Below are 18,129 nucleotides of genomic sequence, written 5' to 3'. Positions count from 1 at the left end.
AATCATTTATTTACCGCCCACTCCGCTGCTTTCTCTGCATGAATCACTGTTGTGTCATAGAGAGGCAGGTCAGTATCGAATTGTTTGATGAGAAGGCCTATCTCGGTACAGCCCAAGATAACAGCTTCAGCGCCTGCTTTTTTCAAATCATCTATAACGGCAAGATAAGTCTGCTTTGAGCTTTCTTTGATATCTCCTAGACAGAGCTCGTCATAAATAATTCGATTGACTTCTGTAATACCAGCTTGGTCTGGAATCAGCACTTCTAACCCAGACTCTATTAATTTTTCCTTGTAAAAATCTTGAGTCATGGTGTACTTTGTTCCCAGGAGGCCGACCTTTTGAATACCATCAGCCAACAAGGCCTGCGCAGTTGCCTGCGCAATATGCAAGATCGGAATCGTAATCTGCTCCTGTATCTGCGGAGCAACCTTGTGCATGGTGTTGGTACAAATAACGATGAAATCAGCACCAGCTTGCTCCAAGCGATGAGCAATATCTGCCAACAGTTGACCGCTTTTCTCCCAGTCTCCGACTGCTTGATAATGCTCAACCTCTGCAAAATCAACACTGTAAAGCAGAATCTTAGCTGAATGCAAGCCACCCAGCTCTTTTTTGATGGTTTCGTTGATGATTTGGTAGTAAGATGTGGTGCTTTCCCAACTCATACCACCAATCAGACCGATAGTTTTCATAGACTAATCAAACTCCTCCTTGCTTATCGCTACCGACGGATAGTGCGGCAAGCTACTTAGATCTGTATCCAATAGCAAATCATAGATAGCCAGATAATTGTCTGGATATTGAATCTTTAATTCCTGATATTTGGCTTTTACTTTTTCATGGTCGGCACTGGCAAAGAGCACTTCCACAACAGCAGTTTCTTTGCCTTCTTCCACAAAAGCATTGACAATGATTTGAATCATAGAAACCTCCTATATCACAATTCAACATCTAACTTTAAAATATCTCCCTTTTCTCCATAATGGAGAAGCCGCAGATATTCTCCCCAAACTCTGGACTTGCCAATGTCTGTATTCATCCAGCTATCCCGACCAATCTCAACATCCTTGTAAAAGGCATTGAAGGTATATGGGATGTAGCGAAGATGCTTCGGTAAGTGCTGAGCCAAGGTCCGCCATTGCCTACCAGTCGCGTGACTTTTGCAAATGAACATAACGGTCTCAACAGTTTTAAAATCAAAAATTTCTTTGGCAAAAAGTACGTTTTCCAAAGTATTGCTAGAGGAGTTTTCAGATTTAATCGCTTCTTCAGGAATGCCCGCAGCCATCAGAAACTGGATAATAACCTCTGCCTCTGTATGCCCATTCCAATCTGGATGAGACATTCCTGTCAAACTTCGGCCACCAGTCACAATGATTCGCCTTACATAGCCTTTTCGGTAAGCCTCAATAGCTTTTTCCCAATGGCCTGGGTGAGTACCACTGAAAACAAACAAAACATCACACGGCTGAGGTTCGATTATTTCCCCGAAAACACTCTTAGTTAAAAAGGAAATTTCTTTATCAGAGAACTCTTTCGGAACTTCTGGACTTTTCGGGATAATTGGTCTCATCTATAACATTTCCTCCACAGAGTTTTCTTAAAAATTAATCTCTTCTAGCAGTGGTTGACTGACTTTCTTTTGCCGACTTTATCAGCTACGACAAGCCTAGTCAACTTTGCAGGGGTAAGACGACGATTCTTATAACTGGGGCCTGTCTTACTCACCAAACTCCTCTACCTCATCCGGCATATCACTAAACAAAGTCACATGCCCCATTTTTCGGTTGTGCTTCGCTTCTATTTTACCATACAGGTGGAGGTGGGCGCTTGGATTTTCTGTGACATATTTTTCAGCGGCCTCGACATGCTGGCCGAGCACGTTGAGCATGACGGCTGGCGCATGTAAGTGGATAGCTGGCAACGGTGCTCCCAGAACGCCCAGAATATGAGTGTCAAACTGCGAGAAGTCGCAGGCTTCGATAGAATAATGCCCAGAGTTATGTGGGCGTGGGGCAATCTCATTGACGATGATGTCATCAGCGGTCGCAAACATTTCCACACAGAGGGTTCCAGATAAGTTAAGCTGGTCTGCGATTCGCACCGCCATGGCTTTTGCCTTGTCTGCCAGACTTTCTGAAATGCGAGCTGGCACAATGGTCTTAGACAGGATATTGTTGCGGTGGATATTTTCCTGAACTGGGAAAACCGTCACGTCCTTGCCATTTCCTGACACGATGACGGAAATTTCAAGGTCAAAGTTGACGAACTCTTCCAAGACACAAGCTGCTGAATCGGCTAGCGCATAGGCTTCTTCCAAATCTTCTTCCGAGCAAATAACCTTTTGTCCATGCCCGTCGTAGCCACCTGTCGCAGTCTTGAGGACATAGTTTTTCGACAGGTCGATATCTGCCAAGTCTTGGCTAGAAGTCACAACCTTGTAAGGAGCCACCGTTACTTGAGCCTTGTTTGAGAGGAAGTCCTTTTCAAAGATGCGATTTTGAGAAATACGGAGCAGGTCGGTCCCTTGAGGGAGCTGACCATCCTTGATAACGGCATCCAAACCGTCTGCATCGACATTCTCAAACTCATAGGTCAGGACATCGCAACGCTCCGCCAACTGACGAAGGGCATCCACGTCATTATAAGGAGCCACGATAATCTCTGCCACGCGAGAGGCAGGGCAATCTGCTGCAGGATCCAGAGCGATAACCTTGTGCCCCATGTAAATAGCAGAAATGGCCATCATCTGTCCCAGCTGACCGCCACCGATGATTCCGATTGTTTTAGATGAGCTCATTCGTAGACTCCTCTGCGATTGTTCCTTGTTCCTCTGCAAAATCAGCTAGCGCTGCTGCTAGGTCTTGGTCTTCAATGGCCAAGATCCGAAGGGCAGTCAGGGCAGCGTTGGTCGCTCCCGCTTCACCAATAGCCATAGTTGCCACAGGCACACCGCCCGGCATCTGCACGATAGAGTAAAGGGAGTCCAGACCGCTGAGAGCGCGTGATTTGACCGGTACACCGATAACAGGCAGAGTCGTTTTGGCCGCTACCATACCTGGCAAATGGGCTGCACCACCAGCACCTGCGATAATGACTTTGATACCACGGCTACGGGCTTCTTCGGCATGCTGAAACATGAGATCCGGCGTGCGGTGGGCAGAGACGACTTTCTTTTCATAGACAACACCGAAACGGTCTAAAACTTCAGCTGTTTTTTGCATGGTGGTCCAATCAGATTTGGAGCCCATGATGATGGAAATAATTGGTTTAGTCATGATTTTTCTTTTCTTTCCTTTCAACAATCACCTTAGGTTGTGAGGGACGACAGCAGCCACCAAAGGTGTCTCATGCCTAAATCGGAAGCCCAGGGTCTTCCGATTTCCCTGAACGATTAGCTTATCATCCAATCGTTCTTTCACAACAGCGGTGATTGTTCTATATTAGCTCGCTAACGCTCGCAAATCAAACGACCATTATCGTATTTGGCGACTACGTCGCTTTTTCTTACATCTTTATCTAATCGCCTTGCTTCCAATATCTGTTCGGTAAAAGAGGCCTGTGGTGTCTTGTTTTTCTAGTTGGTCGTAGATTCTTTCCTGCGCAGCTGAGACGGTATCTGCTGTGGTGACCAGCATATAAACACGTCCGCCATTTGACAGCAGTGCTCTGCTATTTTCCGCAAACTTAGCCCCTGCATAATAGGTGATGATGTCACCATCGGTTTTGGCTGGCAACTTGACACCTTTTTCATAGTCTAGTGGGTAGCCATTGGATGCGACAACCACACCCAGAGTCACTCCCTTGTCGGTCCAAGTGATGTTCGGCTCCTTACCATCAAGGATGTCCGTGATGTTCTGCGCAAAGTCAGAAGTCAGGCGGGACAGGATAACCTGAGTTTCAGGATCTCCAAAGCGAGCGTTGAACTCAATGACCTTAGGCCCGTCTGCTGTCAAGATAAGCCCTGCATAAAGAACACCAAGATACGGGCGACCTTCCTGGATCATGCCCTCAAGGACTGGCTTGACAATAGTGTCAACCGCTGTGTCAACCACACTCTGTGACAAGTGAGGGACTGGCGCATAGGCACCCATCCCACCAGTATTAGGACCCTTGTCGCCATCATAGGCCCTCTTGTGGTCCTGAGCTGTAGGCATGATATAGAATTTGGCTCCATTGACAAAGGCAAAGAGAGAGAACTCCTCGCCGTCAAGGAATTCCTCGATAACCACGCGCGCACCGCTGTCGCCGAATTTATTATCCAAGAGCATCTCGTGGGCTGCTTCGACCGCTTGCTCGACTGTCTCCGCTACGACGACGCCTTTCCCAAGCGCCAAGCCGTCCGCCTTGACGACGATAGGAGCGCCTTTCTCCTCGATATAGGCCTTAGCCTCCTCAAAGTCGGAAAATGTGCCATAGGCTGCTGTCGGCACGCCGTATTTGACCATGATTTCCTTGGCAAAATCCTTGGACCACTCCAGCTCCGCAGCTAAACGAGATGGTCCGAAAGCCTTGAGCCCAGCTTGATTAAAATCATCTACAATTCCAGCTGCAAGAGCGTCGTCTGGCCCAATAAAAGACCAAGCAATATCGTTGGCCTTTGCGAACTCAATCAATTTAGAATGTTCGGAAATTCCAATATTCACCAAGTCTAGCCCATCCAAGGTCATGCCATCATTTCCAGGTGCGACAAAGACCTGCTCCACACCCTGAGACTCCAACAACTTCTTGGCAATCGCATGCTCACGACCGCCCGAACCAACAACTAAAAGCTTCATAGCTAAGATACCTCAACATCTATCATCACAGGTGCTTGCACACCAAGCTAACACATCACGTAAAAATCACCGTATTTTTTACGAATTATTTATCTAAATTATATCATAATCGTTCGCTTTATTCCATGATAAGCAGGAAAAGAAGAGAAATAATCTATTTTTGTTAGGGATATCCATCTCTGACAAATAAAGTCTACCTATATTATTTTTGATATTTTGACTATTTCATTACTTTTATTTTAAATATCAAAGATTTGATGAAACCAAAATAAATTAGAAGCTCAAGTTGCAACATCTTTTAAAATTTTTCTTTTTTTATATTTTTTCCCGAATAATCTAAATGGAATCATCCAAATTACTTATTCAAAGGAGATTTATGAAAAAATATCAGAAGCTGTTTTTATTATCCGGAGCAGTCCTTGGCCTGTTTGCCAGTCATTCCACAGCTCAAGCTGTTGCATCGACTGAAGCTGGAAACAAAGTCCTAGGCCCCACTGATCGTGCCAGCAATGTAACCGTCAATGTCACTGGAGATACGGCGCAGATTCATTACGCCCGCTCCAAGGCTCAGGTTCCCTATACCATTTCCCACGCAGTCTGGTCCGACGAAAACGGACAGGATGATTTGAAATGGTACACCACACCTCAGACATCTAGCACAGCCATTGACCTCCGGCAGCACGCTGGCTATGGCACTTTCCATGTGCATACTTACATTAATATTAACGGGAAAATGATAGGCTTGAATGGTACGACCTTCACTGTTAATAAACCTGCTAGCAAGACAAGCGTCATAACATCTGGACAAACTGGCCGCATCAATTTTACGCGAAATAAAGACCAAAGGAACTCAAAAATTGTCCATGCAGTTTGGTCTGATGAAAATGGTGGCGATGATCTTAATTGGTATGAAGCTGGGCAAGAGAGTACTGAATTTAACTTTTCTAAGCACAAGGGATATGGAAAATATTTCGTAGATACTTATGAAAATAAAAATGGCAAAATGATTTACCAATCAGGCACCACTTTCCATCTAGAAAAGCCTAATCCGACCATTCAGACAAGTTTCCCTGAACCTGGCATTATGGAAATCCTTATCAAAAATCTTCCTGAATCCATGTATAAGGTCACTGTCCCAACCTGGTCTGAAAATAAGGGGCAAGATGATTTACAATGGTATCAAGCAAAGAAAAATCCTGATGGTAGCTATAGCGTCAGAGTTGAGCTGAAGAAACACAATTACGATACGGGAACTTACCATATTCATCTTTACGGCGAAAGCTATGTCAATCCAGCCTTTACATGTTTGGCAGGAGCGACTACTACAATAGATGCTGGCAAGATTCCTTCTCAAAAAGACCAAAAACCGCTTTTCTCTGTTGAAAATATCAATCAGGAAGAGGGAACCTACACTGTAAAAGTCACCGAAACTGCGGCATCTAAGGCAATTCAATCCGTCCGCGTCCCTATTTGGAGTACCCAGAATCAAAGTAATATCAAGTGGTATGAGGCAAGTAATAACGGAGATGGGACTTTTACTGCACAATTCAATATCCGTAACCACCAAGCCTTATCTGGAAGCTACACCAATCATATCTACATTAAGTACAAAGATGGTAGCGAGCATAACTATGCGACAGACAGCGTCACCCTCTCTGCTGAAAATATCAAAGCTAAGGTTTCTGTCAATAAAATCTCTACCTACAATTACGAAGTGACCGTTTCCGATGCTTTTGGACCAGGAACTATTTCTCTACCAACTTGGTCAGAAGTCAATGGCCAAGATGACATCAAATGGTACACTGCTAACAAAGCGGGTAATGGCTTGTATAAATTTACCATCAATACGCAGCAGCATGCTGGAAATGGACTCTTCCATACCCATGTTTACCGTAATCTCAATGGACAGATGACTGGACTTACAGGCACCAGCTATCAGGTTCAGAAACCAACCACGCCTGAACCAACCCTCTATACCCCTGATTATGCGGGAGCCTCCTCTTATCCTCATGGTCAGTGTACTTGGGGAGCAAAAGTACTGGCTCCTTGGGCTGGTCCTTACTGGGGCAACGGCGGCCAATGGGCAGCTAGCGCACGCGCAGCTGGTTTCCGAACAGGAAGCACACCACAAGTCGGAGCCATCATCTGCTGGACCGATGGTGGTTATGGGCATGTCGGTGTTGTCACCCATGTCGAATCCAACACCCGCATCCAAATCAAAGAATCCAACTATGCAGGCAAACAGTACATTGGCAATTTCCGTGGCTGGTTCAATCCTTACGCCGCTGGTCAAGGAGCTGTTAGCTATATCTATCCAAAATAAATCCACTAAAAAAACCTTGGTTTTGTAAACCAAGGTTTTTCTCTGTTCAAATCGAAGTCACTTTCTTACTTCGCTAGTTTCTTTTCCAAATACGCGACAATATCTGCGACATTTTCAAAGCGATCAACATCATCATCTGAAATTTCAATCGCAAACTCATCCTCCAAGGTCAGGATAAATTCCATTAAGTCAACAGAATCAGCGCCTAAATCATCTTTTAAGCCCAAAGTTGGCTGGACAACAAAGTCCTTTCCTTGACGTTCTTGGATAATTTCTGTTACTTTTTGAAAAATTTGTTCTTGATTCATTCTGTCTCCACCTCTTTTGAAAATTCCACCACAGATTTTCCGACAACATCTGTCTCCAGCATGGTCCGAATCTGACGAATAGTACTATATACGGCCTTGGCATCGCTAGAGCCGTGTGTCTTGACTACTGGCGCCTTGAGACCAAAGAGAACGGCCCCGCCAGCACTGGAGTAGTCCAGACTCTTGCGCATCTCTTGTAAACTATCTTTGAGCAACAAAGCCCCTAGTTTAGCCTTAAGACCACCACCTAGCACAGCCTTTTTAAGCTGGCCTAGGATGCTAATGGCCGTTCCTTCGATAGACTTGAGCACTGCATTGCCCGTAAAGCCATCTGCTACGACAACATCTGCCACTCCATCCATAAGGTCACGCGCTTCCACATTGCCGATAAAGTTCAGCTTGTCATCCGCCGCCAGCAATGCATAGGTTTCCTTACGCAGAGGGTCTCCCTTGCTGGCTTCAGTGCCATTATTGAGCAAACCGACACGTGGCTGCTTAATGCCACGAACATTTTCCGCATAAAAAGAACCTAAGATAGCATATTGGTGCAGATGGTGAGGGGTATTTTCAGCATTTGCCCCCAGATCCAGCATATCAAAACCGCGACCATCCACAGTCGGTAAAGTGGATAAAAGACCCGGTCGGTCAATATTTTTGATCCGTCCGACGATAAAGAAGCCCGCCGCTAAAAGCGCTCCCGTATTACCAGCAGACAGGACTGCATCTGCTTCTCCATCCTTGACTGCCTTAGCTGCCAAAACCATGCTAGCCTGCTTCTTCTTGCGAATAGCCTTGGTCGGCTCATCACCCGAATCAATCTTTTCATCCGTATGGACGATGCTGACGCGCTCTGTCGCTGTCAACAGAGGTTTAATCTTGGCTTCATCCCCATAGAGAATAATCTCAATATCCGAGAAGTCTCTCAGAGCCTTATTGGTACCTTCGACTAAAGCCTGAGGGGCATTGTCTCCGCCCATGGCATCAATAGCTATTTTTTTCATGCTGTTCTTCCTCATGTTTGTCTTGTAAAATACTGCCCCAGTCGCCCAGAGAGTCGATAAATTTCTTTGATTTGAGATGAATACCCACGTATTCATCATAAAGTTGATCTACAAAATCCCTGATCTGTCGCTTGATTTCTGGCTTAAGCGAAATCGTCTCCAGCTCACTAAACTGAACCGCCTGAAACTGATTGAGCAAAAAAGGAATATTGGGATTAAGATGACTGCGATGAGCATCCTTGTGATAATGCTCTGGGCAGAGCACCCCGCCATATTGAAAGGAAAAATCAAAAGGCAGACCTGTCCGATGGCAAAAAACACAGTCATGGAAATTCAGAGAAACCCCAAAACGAGATAAAATCTGAATTTCAAAGATATTTGTCAAAACCTCATAATCCAACCCTTGATTCATCAAATCCAGTGTCTTTTGCAAAAAAGCAAAGAGGGCCGGATCTGGCTGATTGTCCTGAATACTAGCATCTGCTAGAGCCGCCACATAGCTGGCATAAGCCATGACAAAGAGATCGCCCTTGATTTGCCCGTAACTTTCCACAGCTTGGTAATCTTCGATATAACTGAGTCCATCGTCATTGATTTTCATCAAGAGTTCTGCCGCCGTCAGAGGCTGGATGACTGGTGCCAGCTTAGATTTTCCAGCATGTTTCACGAAAAACATTCGCTTGCCAGCCTGTTCCGTAAAGATCTTGACCAGCTTATCATCTTCCCGGAAATTCCGATTATAGAGAATCAAACTCTTGCTCGTTAACGGTCTAAGCATGCTCTTCCATGTACTCCTTGAGCCGTTTCAGAGCTTCCTTGATTGTTTCCATACTAGCTGCATAAGACAGACGGATATAGCCTTCTCCATACTGGCCGAAAGCCGCTCCTGGGATAAAGGCCACAGCCTTCTTCTCAGCAAAATCCTGCAAAAAGGCAAAAGAATCTTGATTGTAGCCTGCTGGAATCTTGGCAAAAATATAGAAAGCACCGTCTGGCTTGATAATCTGATAACCCAGCTCCGTCATCTGTTCGATAATATAATCCCGCCGCTGGACGTATTCCGCCTTCATCGGTTGGGCATCATCCTTACCAGCTGTCAAAGCCTCAATAGCTGCATATTGAGCCATGGTATTGGCTGCCGTCACCAGATACTGATGGCTCTTGATCAATTGAGCCGTAAAAGCAGCTGGAGCAAAGATAAAACCTAGTCGCCAGCCCGTCATAGCATGAGACTTGGATAAGCCATTGATGACGATGGTCTGCTCGGGCAAATATTCTGCCAGAGAAACGTGCCCCTGCTCCGTATAAGTCAACTCAGAGTATACCTCATCACAAACGACAAAAACTTCATACTTGCTCAATACAGCTGCCAAAGCCTCCATCTGCGCCCGCGAATAGGTCACGCCAGTCGGATTGGCCGGATAGTTGAGAATAACTGCCTTGAGCTTGTCACCTTGCGCCAAGATAGCCTGCTCCAGCATTTCAGGAGTCAAAACGAAGTCGTTTTCTGTCGTATCAATCTCGACAATCTCCGCCCCGACCAAATTCACAATCGGCTCATAGCCTGGATAAGCCGGCGCTGGTAGCAAGACCTTGTCGCCCTCTTCCAGAATAGCCGTCAGAGTCGCAGACAGGGCTTCAGTTGCCCCAATAGTGACTAAGACTTCATCTTCTGGACGATAGTTCAGATGGTACTTCTCCTTGACAAAATCAGCCGCAGCCTGCCGCAGCTCCAAAAGCCCACTCATTCCTGTATAGTGGCTCTGGTTGGCATCAATGGCTACCTTGGCCGCCTCCTTGATATGATCCGGTGTCAGAAAGTCTGGCTCCCCCAAGGTCAGCCGCAAAACACCTGGAATCGTAGAAATAGACTGGTCAAACTGACGAATCAGAGACACTTCAATTTTATCTAAATTCTTGTTAAACTTCTTAGTCAAATCCATAGCCGCCTCCGATAATCTAATAGAACTATTATACTATAAATGCAGCACCTGCGCAAAAATCCATCTGATTTATAGAAAGAAAAACAAAAAATCAGGAAAAATCCTGATTTTTTAATATAAATGTTACTAAAACTAAATTAGTTACCGTTTACTACACCTGAATAGTTTGTGTTTTCAAATGTTGTAGATGCTTTAATATCAGTAGCTTGTCCTGCAGCACCAAAACGAGTATTATGACCAAACTCACGTCCTGCGTCATTCAAAGGCTTACCATCTTTTGTTCCTGCTGCTGGAGCTACTGGATATGTTCCTGCTTGGTAAACTGCATCATAAGCTACATTATTATTGTCACGATCTTCTTGGGCTGCAGCACCAAAACGTGCATTTGTAGTTCCTGTAACGTTCGCTTGTGATGGAAGGTCTGCGGCTGCTGGAGCTCCAACTGGCTTTTTAACTGTAATAGCAGGTAGAGCCGCTGAAGCTGCTGGTGCAGCTGGAGTAGCAGGCGTTGATGGAGCCGCTGGTGTAGCTGGAGTAGCAGGTGTTGATGGAGCCGCTGGTGTTGATGGAGTAGCAGGTGTTGATGGAGCCGCTGGTGTTGATGGAGCCGCTGGTGTAGCTGAACTAGTAGTATAACGAGCTTCAAATGCTGCTCCAAAACGACTGTTATGACCAAACTTACGAGTTCCATCATTCAAAGGCTTACCGTCTGCTGTTCCTGCTGCTGGAGCTACTGGGTAAGTCGCTGCACCTGAGAAGCTATATCCATACATCTTATTCTTTGGTGAAACTCCGTAACCAAAGCGGTTATTGTGGTTCCCGTTTTCATTCACTTTTGTCACAGCTGATGTAGCAGGTGCTGTAACTCCAGGAATAGCAGGCGCACCAGTTGCTGCATAAGCTACACTAGCAACTGCAGAAAGACCTAATACACTAAGCAATAAAACTTTTTTCATGTTTTATCTCCTTTATTTAGAATTAATTTTATGGAAAATCCATACTACTCTAGTATATATATACATATAGCGTTTGTCAAGCATTTACTCCAATTCAATCTCATATGAGCCCTTAGGTAACAAAAAAATCAGGAAAAATCCTGATTTTTATTCACGAGTCGCTTTATAAGTAAGCTCATTTCCATGCTTGGCTAGGAAATCTTGCAGTTCAGAGTCTGGGATTTGACGTAGATAGAGGTTAGAACGAATCGTCTCATCCTCTTCACGACAAGTTGACAGCACAACGTACTTATCACTAGCCTTAATCTTAATTTTTGAATCTTTGGTACGAGCAGCTTCATAGATATTCTTGAGCTGAGTTTCAAAATCCTTATCATCATCAAACTTAATCCGATAAAAAGCAGTCTCTTCTGGAACGATCACCAAGCCCATTACCTGATAGTAAAGCTTACGCTCTGGTGTTTCAATGACAACATACTTATGCTTATCTAAGTATTCCTGTTTATCATAATAGTTCACATCATTAAACATGCGGTGATCACCAACTTGACTTCCACGAGCATGCCCAAAGAGCCAAGTCAAACGGTCACTAAAGTCTTTTTTGTTTTCAGTGTCCATGAAAACAGTACCCAGATAAGGCTCATTTCCACCTTCAAAGGTCTTATCCAAGTAAGTTGAGTTATCACCGGTCTGTACAACTGGCTCGTCTAATTCTGTACCAGGAGCATAGACATAGGCCACCGTCTCAGGATTGATCGCTTTTAAGCCATTAAAACGATTAGTCAGATATTCCTTTTCTTCCTTACTTGGTGTATAAGTTACCTTACCTACCTGACTAGTGGATGATTTAGCAGCAGAATTTGAAGAGTTTACCTGTTGGAGGAGAAAAATCCCTGCTAAAATAGCAACAAATAAAGCTCCTAAACCACCAAAAATCTTCCAATTTTTCTGCTGTCGTTTTTGTCTTCTTCTTCTCATAGATAAAAATCCTATAAAATCCTTCTAAAAAATATCACTGAACCAGAGGTCCAGTGATATAAATTGCGTTAGTACAATTGTTTAAAACAAATTATTTAACTGCAGATGTTTTTGGAAGAGCTTTACCAGCTGCTTTTTGTCCAGCTTTAGCACCGTTACCAGCTTTAGCACCGTTACCAGCTTTAGCTTCTGAAGCTGCTGCTTCTGCTGCAGATGCAGGTTTTTGACCGTTTTGACCAGCTTTTCCATTTTCACCAGCTTGACCGGCTTGACCTTGAGCTGCTTTATCATCAGCGATACGTTGTTCATTTGTACGGTTAGCTTCTACGCCAGTTTCATTGTAGTAGTTACCTTGAGATTTAGCTGCTGCAGTGTATTTATCTTGAAGTTGAGCAACATATTTGTTACGAACAGTGTTACGAGCTTCTGTACGAGCTTCTTCAACTTTTTCTGCATATTTGCCATACTCATGACCTGAACCGTATTGTTCAAGAGCAGCCTTAGCAGCTACAACTGCTGCATCTTTTTCAGCTTCAGCATTGATTTCAGCTTCGTGAGCAGCTACTTGAGTGTTTGCTTCATCAGCTGAATCGCGCCATGAGCTATATTTCTTTTGGATCAATTGGTTTGATGACTCAGAATTTTCACCTTGTGCAAATACTGGTGCTGCTACTGCGAACAATGAAAGAGCTACTACGCTAGAAAGTACAACTTTTTTCATTTGTTTTCTCCTTTTTTATATAAAAAACATTTTTATTTGGTAACTATCGTTACTATGTATAGTATATGAAATATTCTTTAAATTGTCAAGTCTTTTGCTAAAAAAAATCTTGATCAAGGCACTTTTAAGCCTTTTTTGCTACTTCAAAAAGGGGGGAAAGTGGACGTTTTTCATGGATCCGAACAATGGCTTCTGCCAAGAGATGAGCGATAGAAATCTGCTCAATCTTATCGATTAATCTGTCCTCTGAAAGGTAGATAGTATCTAAAACCACTAGTTTTTTAATAGCAGATTTCTGGATATTTTCCATAGCTGGCCCTGATAAGACTGGGTGAGTACAGCTCGCATAGACTTCCACAGCACCTGACTCTGCCAAAGCATCTGCCGCATGACAAATGGTCCCCGCCGTATCAATCATATCATCTATCAGAATACAAGTCTTACCTTCTACCTTACCAATGATATTCATAACTTCACTGGTATTCATCTTGTCAACGCTGCGACGTTTGTCGATAATCGCAATCGAAGTCTTGAGAAATTCAGCCAACTTACGAGCGCGGCTGACACCACCATGGTCTGGACTGACAACCACATAGTCGCTACCAACCATGCCCCGACGCTCAAAATAATCAGCAATCAAAGGCGCTCCCATCAAATGATCCACAGGAATGTCAAAGAAACCTTGGATCTGAGCAGCATGCAAATCAATGGTCAATAGGCGGTCAACCCCAGCAATCTCCATCAGATTAGCCACTAATTTAGATGTAATTGGCTCACGAGCACGAGCTTTTCGGTCCTGTCTAGCATAGCCATAATAAGGCATCACCACATTGATAGACTCCGCACTAGCCCGCTTCAAGGCATCCACCATGATCAAAATCTCCATCAGATTGTCATTGACAGGTGAGCTAGTCGACTGCAAGATAAAAACGTGCTTACCGCGGATCGATTCTTCGATGTTTACTTGAATTTCCCCGTCAGAAAATTGACGAACCGTTGATTTACCAAGCGGTATACCAATCTCTTTTGCAACACGTTTCGCTAATTCTTGATTAGAAGAAAGAGCAAAGAGCTTTAATTCAGAAAAAGACATGATTCCCTCCAGATTCTAAATCGTCTTTTATTGTAACCAATTGCATTTGTCCTATCTACCATTGTAACGCTTTTCCAGCAATTTTTCAATAAAAAATAAAAGGGAGAGTGGGACAGAAATCGGTAATTCGTTAGAATTCGATTTCGTCGTCCCACCTCCGCACAGTTGAGTAGGGCTGTAAAAGCTGATGAAATAAGCCTAGTAGAGCCCACTCAACCACTGCGTCTTGCTCGACAATCCAAAGACAATTAAGAGGCTAGGACTTTTGTCCCAGCCTCCTTCATATTTCATTAGTTTGGATAGATGTATGTTACGTATCCTTGTGCATTTGTTGGGTCAAACCATCCACGGTGATTACCGATTGATTGGTTACCAGCATAGTTTGCTTCTGATACTTGAATGTTGTTAGCAGATTGAACCGCTGTTACGACTGCAACGTGTCCGTAGCCACCGTCGTTCCAACATGCGATTGCTCCAACTTGTGGTTGTGAACCAGTACGGAAGCCTGCTGCTGCTGCACTAGCTGCCCATTGGCCACCGTTACCCCAGAAGTCGCCTGCCCATGGTGCCAAAGTCTTAGCACCCCAAGTACATTGACCTACAGGATAAGTTGATGCTGAAAGGCTATATGTTGGAGTTGCAGCAACTGCTGATGTAGCAACTGCTGCTTCTGCTACAGGAGTTCCACCTGTATTATTTACAGCTTGAACTTGTGCTGCGAAGCTTGTATTTCCTGAAGCAAGGATTGCTTGTTGTTGTGCTTGTTGCTGGTTCTTATATGCTGCTTCTGCCGCTGCTGCCTCAGCTGCTGCTTTTTCAGCTGCCGCTTTTTGCTCTAAGAGACTGTTTTTCTCATTTTCAGCAGTTGCTTTTTCAGCTGCAAGGTTCAGTTGAGCAACCTTAAGTTCAGCCTGCTTAGTTGTCAACGTTTGAGCATCGTCTGCAAGTTTTTGTTGGTTTGCAATGACTGTATTGATAGCTTCATTGTTAGCAACTTGTTTTTCAGAAATCTTTTCTTTATCTTCTTTTTGTTGTTCCAGCATTTTGTTGTTAGCCGAAACGATTTCGCTCATCGCTGCTACACGAGAGATAGCTTCAGTGATTGAAGCAGAGTTGATGATTGTGTTGATATAGCTTGTTGCCGTACCATTTGTTTGAGCACTACGCGCTTGATTTGCAAGAGACTCATTACGAGCAACAATATTCTTTGATAACTCTTCAATTTCAGCAGTGAGTTTCGCAGATTCAGCATTCAATTTTTCATTTTCTGCTTGAAGCACTTCTTGTTGATTTTGAATAGCTGAAACTTGTTTTTGAATTTCATCAACTTGTGCTTGTGCCGCTTTTTGTTGATTTGTTAAACTGTCAATTTTACTATTTTGAGCTGCAATTTTATCATCTGTACTATCAGCTTTCACATTTACTAGCGCAGCACCTTGAGAAAGGATCACCGCACTCAATAAAACTGATGTAAGTAGCTTTTTCTTCATAAAAATATTAACACTCCTTCTTACTAAGACATTATATAGTATATCAAAAAAATTCTGGCTATATATTACGCATTCGTTACATTTCTATTTCTAAATCATCATAAATAGACTTTTTCAAACAAAGGCTGTAACAATAGAAAAAGAAAGGCATTAAATACTAAAGTTGGCACCAAAGCATAGATAATAAAATCAGGGAATGTAAAGCTCGCTAAGTGCAATAACGACGCAGAAACAAAGATGATCATTTCAAAAAAGAAAACAATCGTAATGATGGCCAAAACACGTGTCCAACGATTTAGCAAAAATATAGAAAGAAAATGATAGATGACGACTGTCAGTAAGGGCAAGATAAAGGTAAAAAGGCCAATCACATGTAAATAATAAACATCGTAAAAAAGCCCTAAAGTAAAAAAGAGGAAAAAAATATATTCCTTAGAAAAGTTTAGAAACAAGAAAACCGTAAAGAACAATAAGATATGACTTGCTGGATGCCACTTCTCAGCAAATAGATCTACAAATCCTCTTGATAACTGACCATCAATAAAGAAGATCAGAAATAAAAACAAAGTTGTAAAAAAAGTTCCTCTTAGAATTTTCATACTAATTTCTCACCAACAAAACCGCTTGAATATCAGATAAATCCGCAGCGGGCTTCACCAAAACTTCTTTGTTTAATTGGTCCTTACCAGCTGATATTGATAAAACTTGACCAACCAAGACATTCTCAGCATTATAAGAGCCTAGACCACTTGTCGTCACAGTTGCCCCTTCTTCAATTCCATCCACCGTATTTAGCTGGCTGACGATAAAAGCTGACTTTTCAGTGTCAAAACCAACAATAATGCCATAGGCAAAGCCAGTCTTTGTCTGAATTTTAATGGCAATAGAACTATCATTCTTTTCATTTGTAAGCAGACTAACAATACTTGAAGATTCAGAGACACTGCTAACAGCTCCAATTAAACCACCATTAGAAATAGCCAGCATAGAGGTTGTCACATCGCTAGACTGTCCCTTATCAAGAGTTAATTCATTCTTCCAAGTAGATGGAGAGCGAGAAATCACTTCTGCAGCAATCTTGACAGCACTTTGATCATTATTACGTAACCCTAAGAGAGAACGCAGCTGCTCATTTTCTAATTTCAAGGCATCAGAATTATTTGCCTTCTCTTCAAGATTGTAAATTGTTCCTTTTAGAGTCTCATTTTCTTGATAGGTCTCTACTAACTGAACAACCTTTTTCTTTTCCTTAGCAAAATAGTTAAAAGGAATAGCAACTACCCGATCAACACTGGACAAAAAATCACCAGTCACAGAAACAATCCATGGTGAAAGAGGGGAAAGCATCAAGCTTATCATAACAATTCCCAATAGCAAAATAGAAATCAAAAATTTAGACATCTTTAATTTATTCATTCCAATCTCCAAAATCAGTAAATCCCTAAAAAATGCTTATATGAATCCAGAACAGACTATAACAATTCAACTAATCGAGTTCAAATAAACAATAAGAAACAATTCTACAAAATAAAAACATTATAAAACAAGAAAAGGAGATAGCAAATGCTAAACTCCCTTATTTACGGAGAATGGGGGATTCGAACCCCCGCGCCAGAGACGGAATCGAACCGCCGACACATGGAGCTTCAATCCATTGCTCTACCAACTGAGCTACCGAGCCAAATTGCGGGAGCAGGATTTGAACCTACGACCTTCGGGTTATGAGCCCGACGAGCTACCTAGCTGCTCCATCCCGCGATATTCTAATCTAAGGAGGATGTGGGATTCGAACCCACGCACGCTTTTACACGCCTGACGGTTTTCAAGACCGTTCCCTTCAGCCGGACTTGGGTAATCCTCCAAGATATTCATTATGGACCTTGTAGGACTTGAACCTACGACCACTCGGTTATGAGCCGAGAGCTCTAACCAGCTGAGCTAAAGGTCCAACAAGATCGTTATAGCGGCGAAGGGGATCGAACCCCCGACCTCCCGGGTATGAACCGGACGCTCTAGCCAGCTGAGCTACACCGCCAGATATCGGGAAGACAGGATTCGAACCTGCGACACCTTGGTCCCAAACCAAGTACTCTACCAAGCTGAGCTACTTCCCGATCATAAGTAAAAACGGAGTCATATGACCTCGTTTCCCTTCATGCACCCTAGAGGAGTCGAACCTCTAACCGCCTGATTCGTAGTCAGGTACTCTATCCAGTTGAGCTAAGGGTGCTCTATATCACGATAATCAATTATAACAAAAACACATAAAAAAGTCAAAACTTTCTTATGCACCCTAGAGGAGTCGAACCTCTAACCGCCTGATTCGTAGTCAGGTACTCTATCCAGTTGAGCTAAGGGTGCCCTGTCGCATATCCGCTATGCCGAGGACCGGAATCGAACCGGTACGATCGTTACCAATCGCAGGATTTTAAGTCCTGTGCGTCTGCCAGTTCCGCCACCCCGGCCTCAAAGCGAACGACGGGATTCGAACCCGCGACCCCCACCTTGGCAAGGTGGTGTTCTACCACTGAACTA

At 43.6% G+C, this 18,129-nt stretch carries 19 protein-coding genes and 9 tRNA genes; 1 reads left to right on the top strand and 27 read right to left on the bottom strand.

The window, feature by feature from the left end:
* Positions 1–2: 2 nt before the first annotated feature.
* The 7 genes from D8792_RS08225 to purD all read right to left on the bottom strand — a co-directional run bounded on the left by D8792_RS08225 (position 3) and on the right by purD (position 4,781).
* Positions 3–695: an aspartate/glutamate racemase family protein gene (locus D8792_RS08225; RefSeq protein WP_125373643.1), complete on the bottom strand. Its 693-nt coding sequence runs from the start codon at positions 693–695 to the stop codon at positions 3–5.
* A gap of 3 nt (positions 696–698) precedes the next feature.
* Positions 699–926 carry a phosphoribosylaminoimidazole carboxylase gene (locus D8792_RS08220; RefSeq protein ID WP_125373642.1) on the bottom strand — a complete coding sequence of 76 codons (228 nt, stop codon included), beginning with the start codon at positions 924–926 and terminating at the stop codon, positions 699–701.
* Positions 927–940: 14 nt separating this feature from the next.
* Positions 941–1,576: a YdcF family protein gene (locus tag D8792_RS08215; protein WP_125373641.1), complete on the bottom strand. Its 636-nt coding sequence runs from the start codon at positions 1,574–1,576 to the stop codon at positions 941–943.
* 147 nt (positions 1,577–1,723) lie between these two features.
* Positions 1,724–2,803 carry a 5-(carboxyamino)imidazole ribonucleotide synthase gene (gene purK / locus D8792_RS08210; RefSeq protein WP_125373640.1) on the bottom strand — a complete coding sequence of 360 codons (1,080 nt, stop codon included), beginning with the start codon at positions 2,801–2,803 and terminating at the stop codon, positions 1,724–1,726.
* Positions 2,790–3,281: a 5-(carboxyamino)imidazole ribonucleotide mutase gene (gene purE / locus D8792_RS08205; RefSeq protein WP_125373639.1), complete on the bottom strand. Its 492-nt coding sequence runs from the start codon at positions 3,279–3,281 to the stop codon at positions 2,790–2,792. The genes purK and purE overlap by 14 nt, the downstream gene beginning before the upstream one ends.
* A gap of 27 nt (positions 3,282–3,308) precedes the next feature.
* Positions 3,309–3,425 (bottom strand): phosphoribosylaminoimidazole carboxylase, encoded by a 117-nt coding sequence (locus D8792_RS11815; protein ID WP_081104308.1) that lies wholly within the window; start codon positions 3,423–3,425, stop codon positions 3,309–3,311.
* 93 nt (positions 3,426–3,518) lie between these two features.
* Complete coding sequence (gene purD, locus D8792_RS08195; RefSeq protein ID WP_125373638.1) at positions 3,519–4,781, bottom strand: phosphoribosylamine--glycine ligase; 1,263 nt, start codon at positions 4,779–4,781, stop codon at positions 3,519–3,521.
* A gap of 376 nt (positions 4,782–5,157) precedes the next feature.
* Here purD and D8792_RS08190 point away from each other — a divergent pair, with 376 nt between their 5' ends.
* Positions 5,158–7,104, top strand: a complete 1,947-nt coding sequence (locus tag D8792_RS08190; protein WP_125373637.1) for a GBS Bsp-like repeat-containing protein — start codon at positions 5,158–5,160, stop codon at positions 7,102–7,104.
* A 65-nt stretch (positions 7,105–7,169) separates the two neighbouring features.
* On the opposite strand, the gene D8792_RS08185 is transcribed toward D8792_RS08190, so the two are convergent.
* From D8792_RS08185 to D8792_RS08080, 20 genes are all read right to left on the bottom strand, one after another.
* Positions 7,170–7,412, bottom strand: coding sequence for an acyl carrier protein (locus tag D8792_RS08185; protein ID WP_125373636.1), 243 nt, complete (start codon positions 7,410–7,412; stop codon positions 7,170–7,172).
* Positions 7,409–8,413, bottom strand: coding sequence for a phosphate acyltransferase PlsX (gene plsX, locus D8792_RS08180; RefSeq protein ID WP_125373635.1), 1,005 nt, complete (start codon positions 8,411–8,413; stop codon positions 7,409–7,411). Before plsX ends, D8792_RS08185 begins: the two co-directional genes overlap by 4 nt.
* Complete coding sequence (gene recO / locus D8792_RS08175) at positions 8,394–9,191, bottom strand: DNA repair protein RecO (RefSeq protein WP_125373634.1); 798 nt, start codon at positions 9,189–9,191, stop codon at positions 8,394–8,396. The genes plsX and recO overlap by 20 nt, the downstream gene beginning before the upstream one ends.
* Positions 9,184–10,356 (bottom strand): pyridoxal phosphate-dependent aminotransferase, encoded by a 1,173-nt coding sequence (locus tag D8792_RS08170; RefSeq protein WP_045498375.1) that lies wholly within the window; start codon positions 10,354–10,356, stop codon positions 9,184–9,186. The genes recO and D8792_RS08170 overlap by 8 nt, the downstream gene beginning before the upstream one ends.
* Positions 10,357–10,493: 137 nt before the next feature.
* On the bottom strand, positions 10,494–11,312 hold the full coding sequence (locus tag D8792_RS11590; protein ID WP_221763072.1) for a hypothetical protein: 819 nt from the start codon (positions 11,310–11,312) through the stop codon (positions 10,494–10,496).
* 147 nt (positions 11,313–11,459) lie between these two features.
* Positions 11,460–12,290, bottom strand: coding sequence for a class B sortase, LPKTxAVK-specific (gene srtB, locus D8792_RS08160; protein ID WP_125373633.1), 831 nt, complete (start codon positions 12,288–12,290; stop codon positions 11,460–11,462).
* Positions 12,291–12,381: 91 nt separating this feature from the next.
* On the bottom strand, positions 12,382–13,011 hold the full coding sequence (gene abpA, locus D8792_RS08155) for an amylase-binding adhesin AbpA (protein WP_125373632.1): 630 nt from the start codon (positions 13,009–13,011) through the stop codon (positions 12,382–12,384).
* Between the two features lie 124 nt (positions 13,012–13,135).
* Positions 13,136–14,104, bottom strand: coding sequence for a ribose-phosphate diphosphokinase (locus D8792_RS08150; RefSeq protein WP_005591360.1), 969 nt, complete (start codon positions 14,102–14,104; stop codon positions 13,136–13,138).
* 290 nt (positions 14,105–14,394) lie between these two features.
* Positions 14,395–15,594, bottom strand: coding sequence for a peptidoglycan hydrolase PcsB (gene pcsB, locus D8792_RS08140; protein WP_125373631.1), 1,200 nt, complete (start codon positions 15,592–15,594; stop codon positions 14,395–14,397).
* 98 nt (positions 15,595–15,692) lie between these two features.
* On the bottom strand, positions 15,693–16,193 hold the full coding sequence (gene mreD, locus D8792_RS08135; protein ID WP_125373630.1) for a rod shape-determining protein MreD: 501 nt from the start codon (positions 16,191–16,193) through the stop codon (positions 15,693–15,695).
* A 1-nt stretch (position 16,194) separates the two neighbouring features.
* On the bottom strand, positions 16,195–17,010 hold the full coding sequence (gene mreC / locus D8792_RS08130) for a rod shape-determining protein MreC (protein ID WP_125373629.1): 816 nt from the start codon (positions 17,008–17,010) through the stop codon (positions 16,195–16,197).
* 268 nt (positions 17,011–17,278) lie between these two features.
* Positions 17,279–17,352, bottom strand: a tRNA-Met gene (locus D8792_RS08120).
* 13 nt (positions 17,353–17,365) lie between these two features.
* Positions 17,366–17,455: transfer RNA gene (locus tag D8792_RS08115), tRNA-Ser, on the bottom strand.
* Between the two features lie 13 nt (positions 17,456–17,468).
* A tRNA-Ile gene (locus D8792_RS08110) sits at positions 17,469–17,542 on the bottom strand.
* Between the two features lie 13 nt (positions 17,543–17,555).
* Positions 17,556–17,629, bottom strand: a tRNA-Met gene (locus D8792_RS08105).
* Positions 17,630–17,634: 5 nt separating this feature from the next.
* Positions 17,635–17,708: transfer RNA gene (locus D8792_RS08100), tRNA-Pro, on the bottom strand.
* A gap of 42 nt (positions 17,709–17,750) precedes the next feature.
* Positions 17,751–17,824: transfer RNA gene (locus D8792_RS08095), tRNA-Arg, on the bottom strand.
* A gap of 57 nt (positions 17,825–17,881) precedes the next feature.
* Positions 17,882–17,955, bottom strand: a tRNA-Arg gene (locus D8792_RS08090).
* Between the two features lie 18 nt (positions 17,956–17,973).
* A tRNA-Leu gene (locus D8792_RS08085) sits at positions 17,974–18,059 on the bottom strand.
* An 8-nt stretch (positions 18,060–18,067) separates the two neighbouring features.
* Positions 18,068–18,128, bottom strand: a tRNA-Gly gene (locus tag D8792_RS08080).
* Position 18,129 lies beyond the last annotated feature (1 nt).

The organism is Streptococcus cristatus (assembly GCF_003943505.1).
Taxonomy (GTDB): domain Bacteria; phylum Bacillota; class Bacilli; order Lactobacillales; family Streptococcaceae; genus Streptococcus; species Streptococcus cristatus_E.
Note: the sequence above shows the minus strand (reverse complement) of the source record. Positions and strands in the feature narration are given on the sequence as shown.

Coding starts and splice junctions, on each gene's coding strand:
- D8792_RS08225 (WP_125373643.1), bottom strand. CDS start 695: ATGAAAACTATCGGTCTGATTGGTGGTATGAGTTGGGAAAGCACCACA.
- D8792_RS08220 (WP_125373642.1), bottom strand. CDS start 926: ATGATTCAAATCATTGTCAATGCTTTTGTGGAAGAAGGCAAAGAAACT.
- D8792_RS08215 (WP_125373641.1), bottom strand. CDS start 1,576: ATGAGACCAATTATCCCGAAAAGTCCAGAAGTTCCGAAAGAGTTCTCT.
- purK (WP_125373640.1), bottom strand. CDS start 2,803: ATGAGCTCATCTAAAACAATCGGAATCATCGGTGGCGGTCAGCTGGGA.
- purE (WP_125373639.1), bottom strand. CDS start 3,281: ATGACTAAACCAATTATTTCCATCATCATGGGCTCCAAATCTGATTGG.
- purD (WP_125373638.1), bottom strand. CDS start 4,781: ATGAAGCTTTTAGTTGTTGGTTCGGGCGGTCGTGAGCATGCGATTGCC.
- D8792_RS08190 (WP_125373637.1), top strand. CDS start 5,158: ATGAAAAAATATCAGAAGCTGTTTTTATTATCCGGAGCAGTCCTTGGC.
- D8792_RS08185 (WP_125373636.1), bottom strand. CDS start 7,412: ATGAATCAAGAACAAATTTTTCAAAAAGTAACAGAAATTATCCAAGAA.
- plsX (WP_125373635.1), bottom strand. CDS start 8,413: ATGAAAAAAATAGCTATTGATGCCATGGGCGGAGACAATGCCCCTCAG.
- recO (WP_125373634.1), bottom strand. CDS start 9,191: ATGCTTAGACCGTTAACGAGCAAGAGTTTGATTCTCTATAATCGGAAT.
- D8792_RS08170 (WP_045498375.1), bottom strand. CDS start 10,356: ATGGATTTGACTAAGAAGTTTAACAAGAATTTAGATAAAATTGAAGTG.
- D8792_RS11590 (WP_221763072.1), bottom strand. CDS start 11,312: ATGAAAAAAGTTTTATTGCTTAGTGTATTAGGTCTTTCTGCAGTTGCT.
- srtB (WP_125373633.1), bottom strand. CDS start 12,290: ATGAGAAGAAGAAGACAAAAACGACAGCAGAAAAATTGGAAGATTTTT.
- abpA (WP_125373632.1), bottom strand. CDS start 13,011: ATGAAAAAAGTTGTACTTTCTAGCGTAGTAGCTCTTTCATTGTTCGCA.
- D8792_RS08150 (WP_005591360.1), bottom strand. CDS start 14,104: ATGTCTTTTTCTGAATTAAAGCTCTTTGCTCTTTCTTCTAATCAAGAA.
- pcsB (WP_125373631.1), bottom strand. CDS start 15,594: ATGAAGAAAAAGCTACTTACATCAGTTTTATTGAGTGCGGTGATCCTT.
- mreD (WP_125373630.1), bottom strand. CDS start 16,193: ATGAAAATTCTAAGAGGAACTTTTTTTACAACTTTGTTTTTATTTCTG.
- mreC (WP_125373629.1), bottom strand. CDS start 17,010: ATGAATAAATTAAAGATGTCTAAATTTTTGATTTCTATTTTGCTATTG.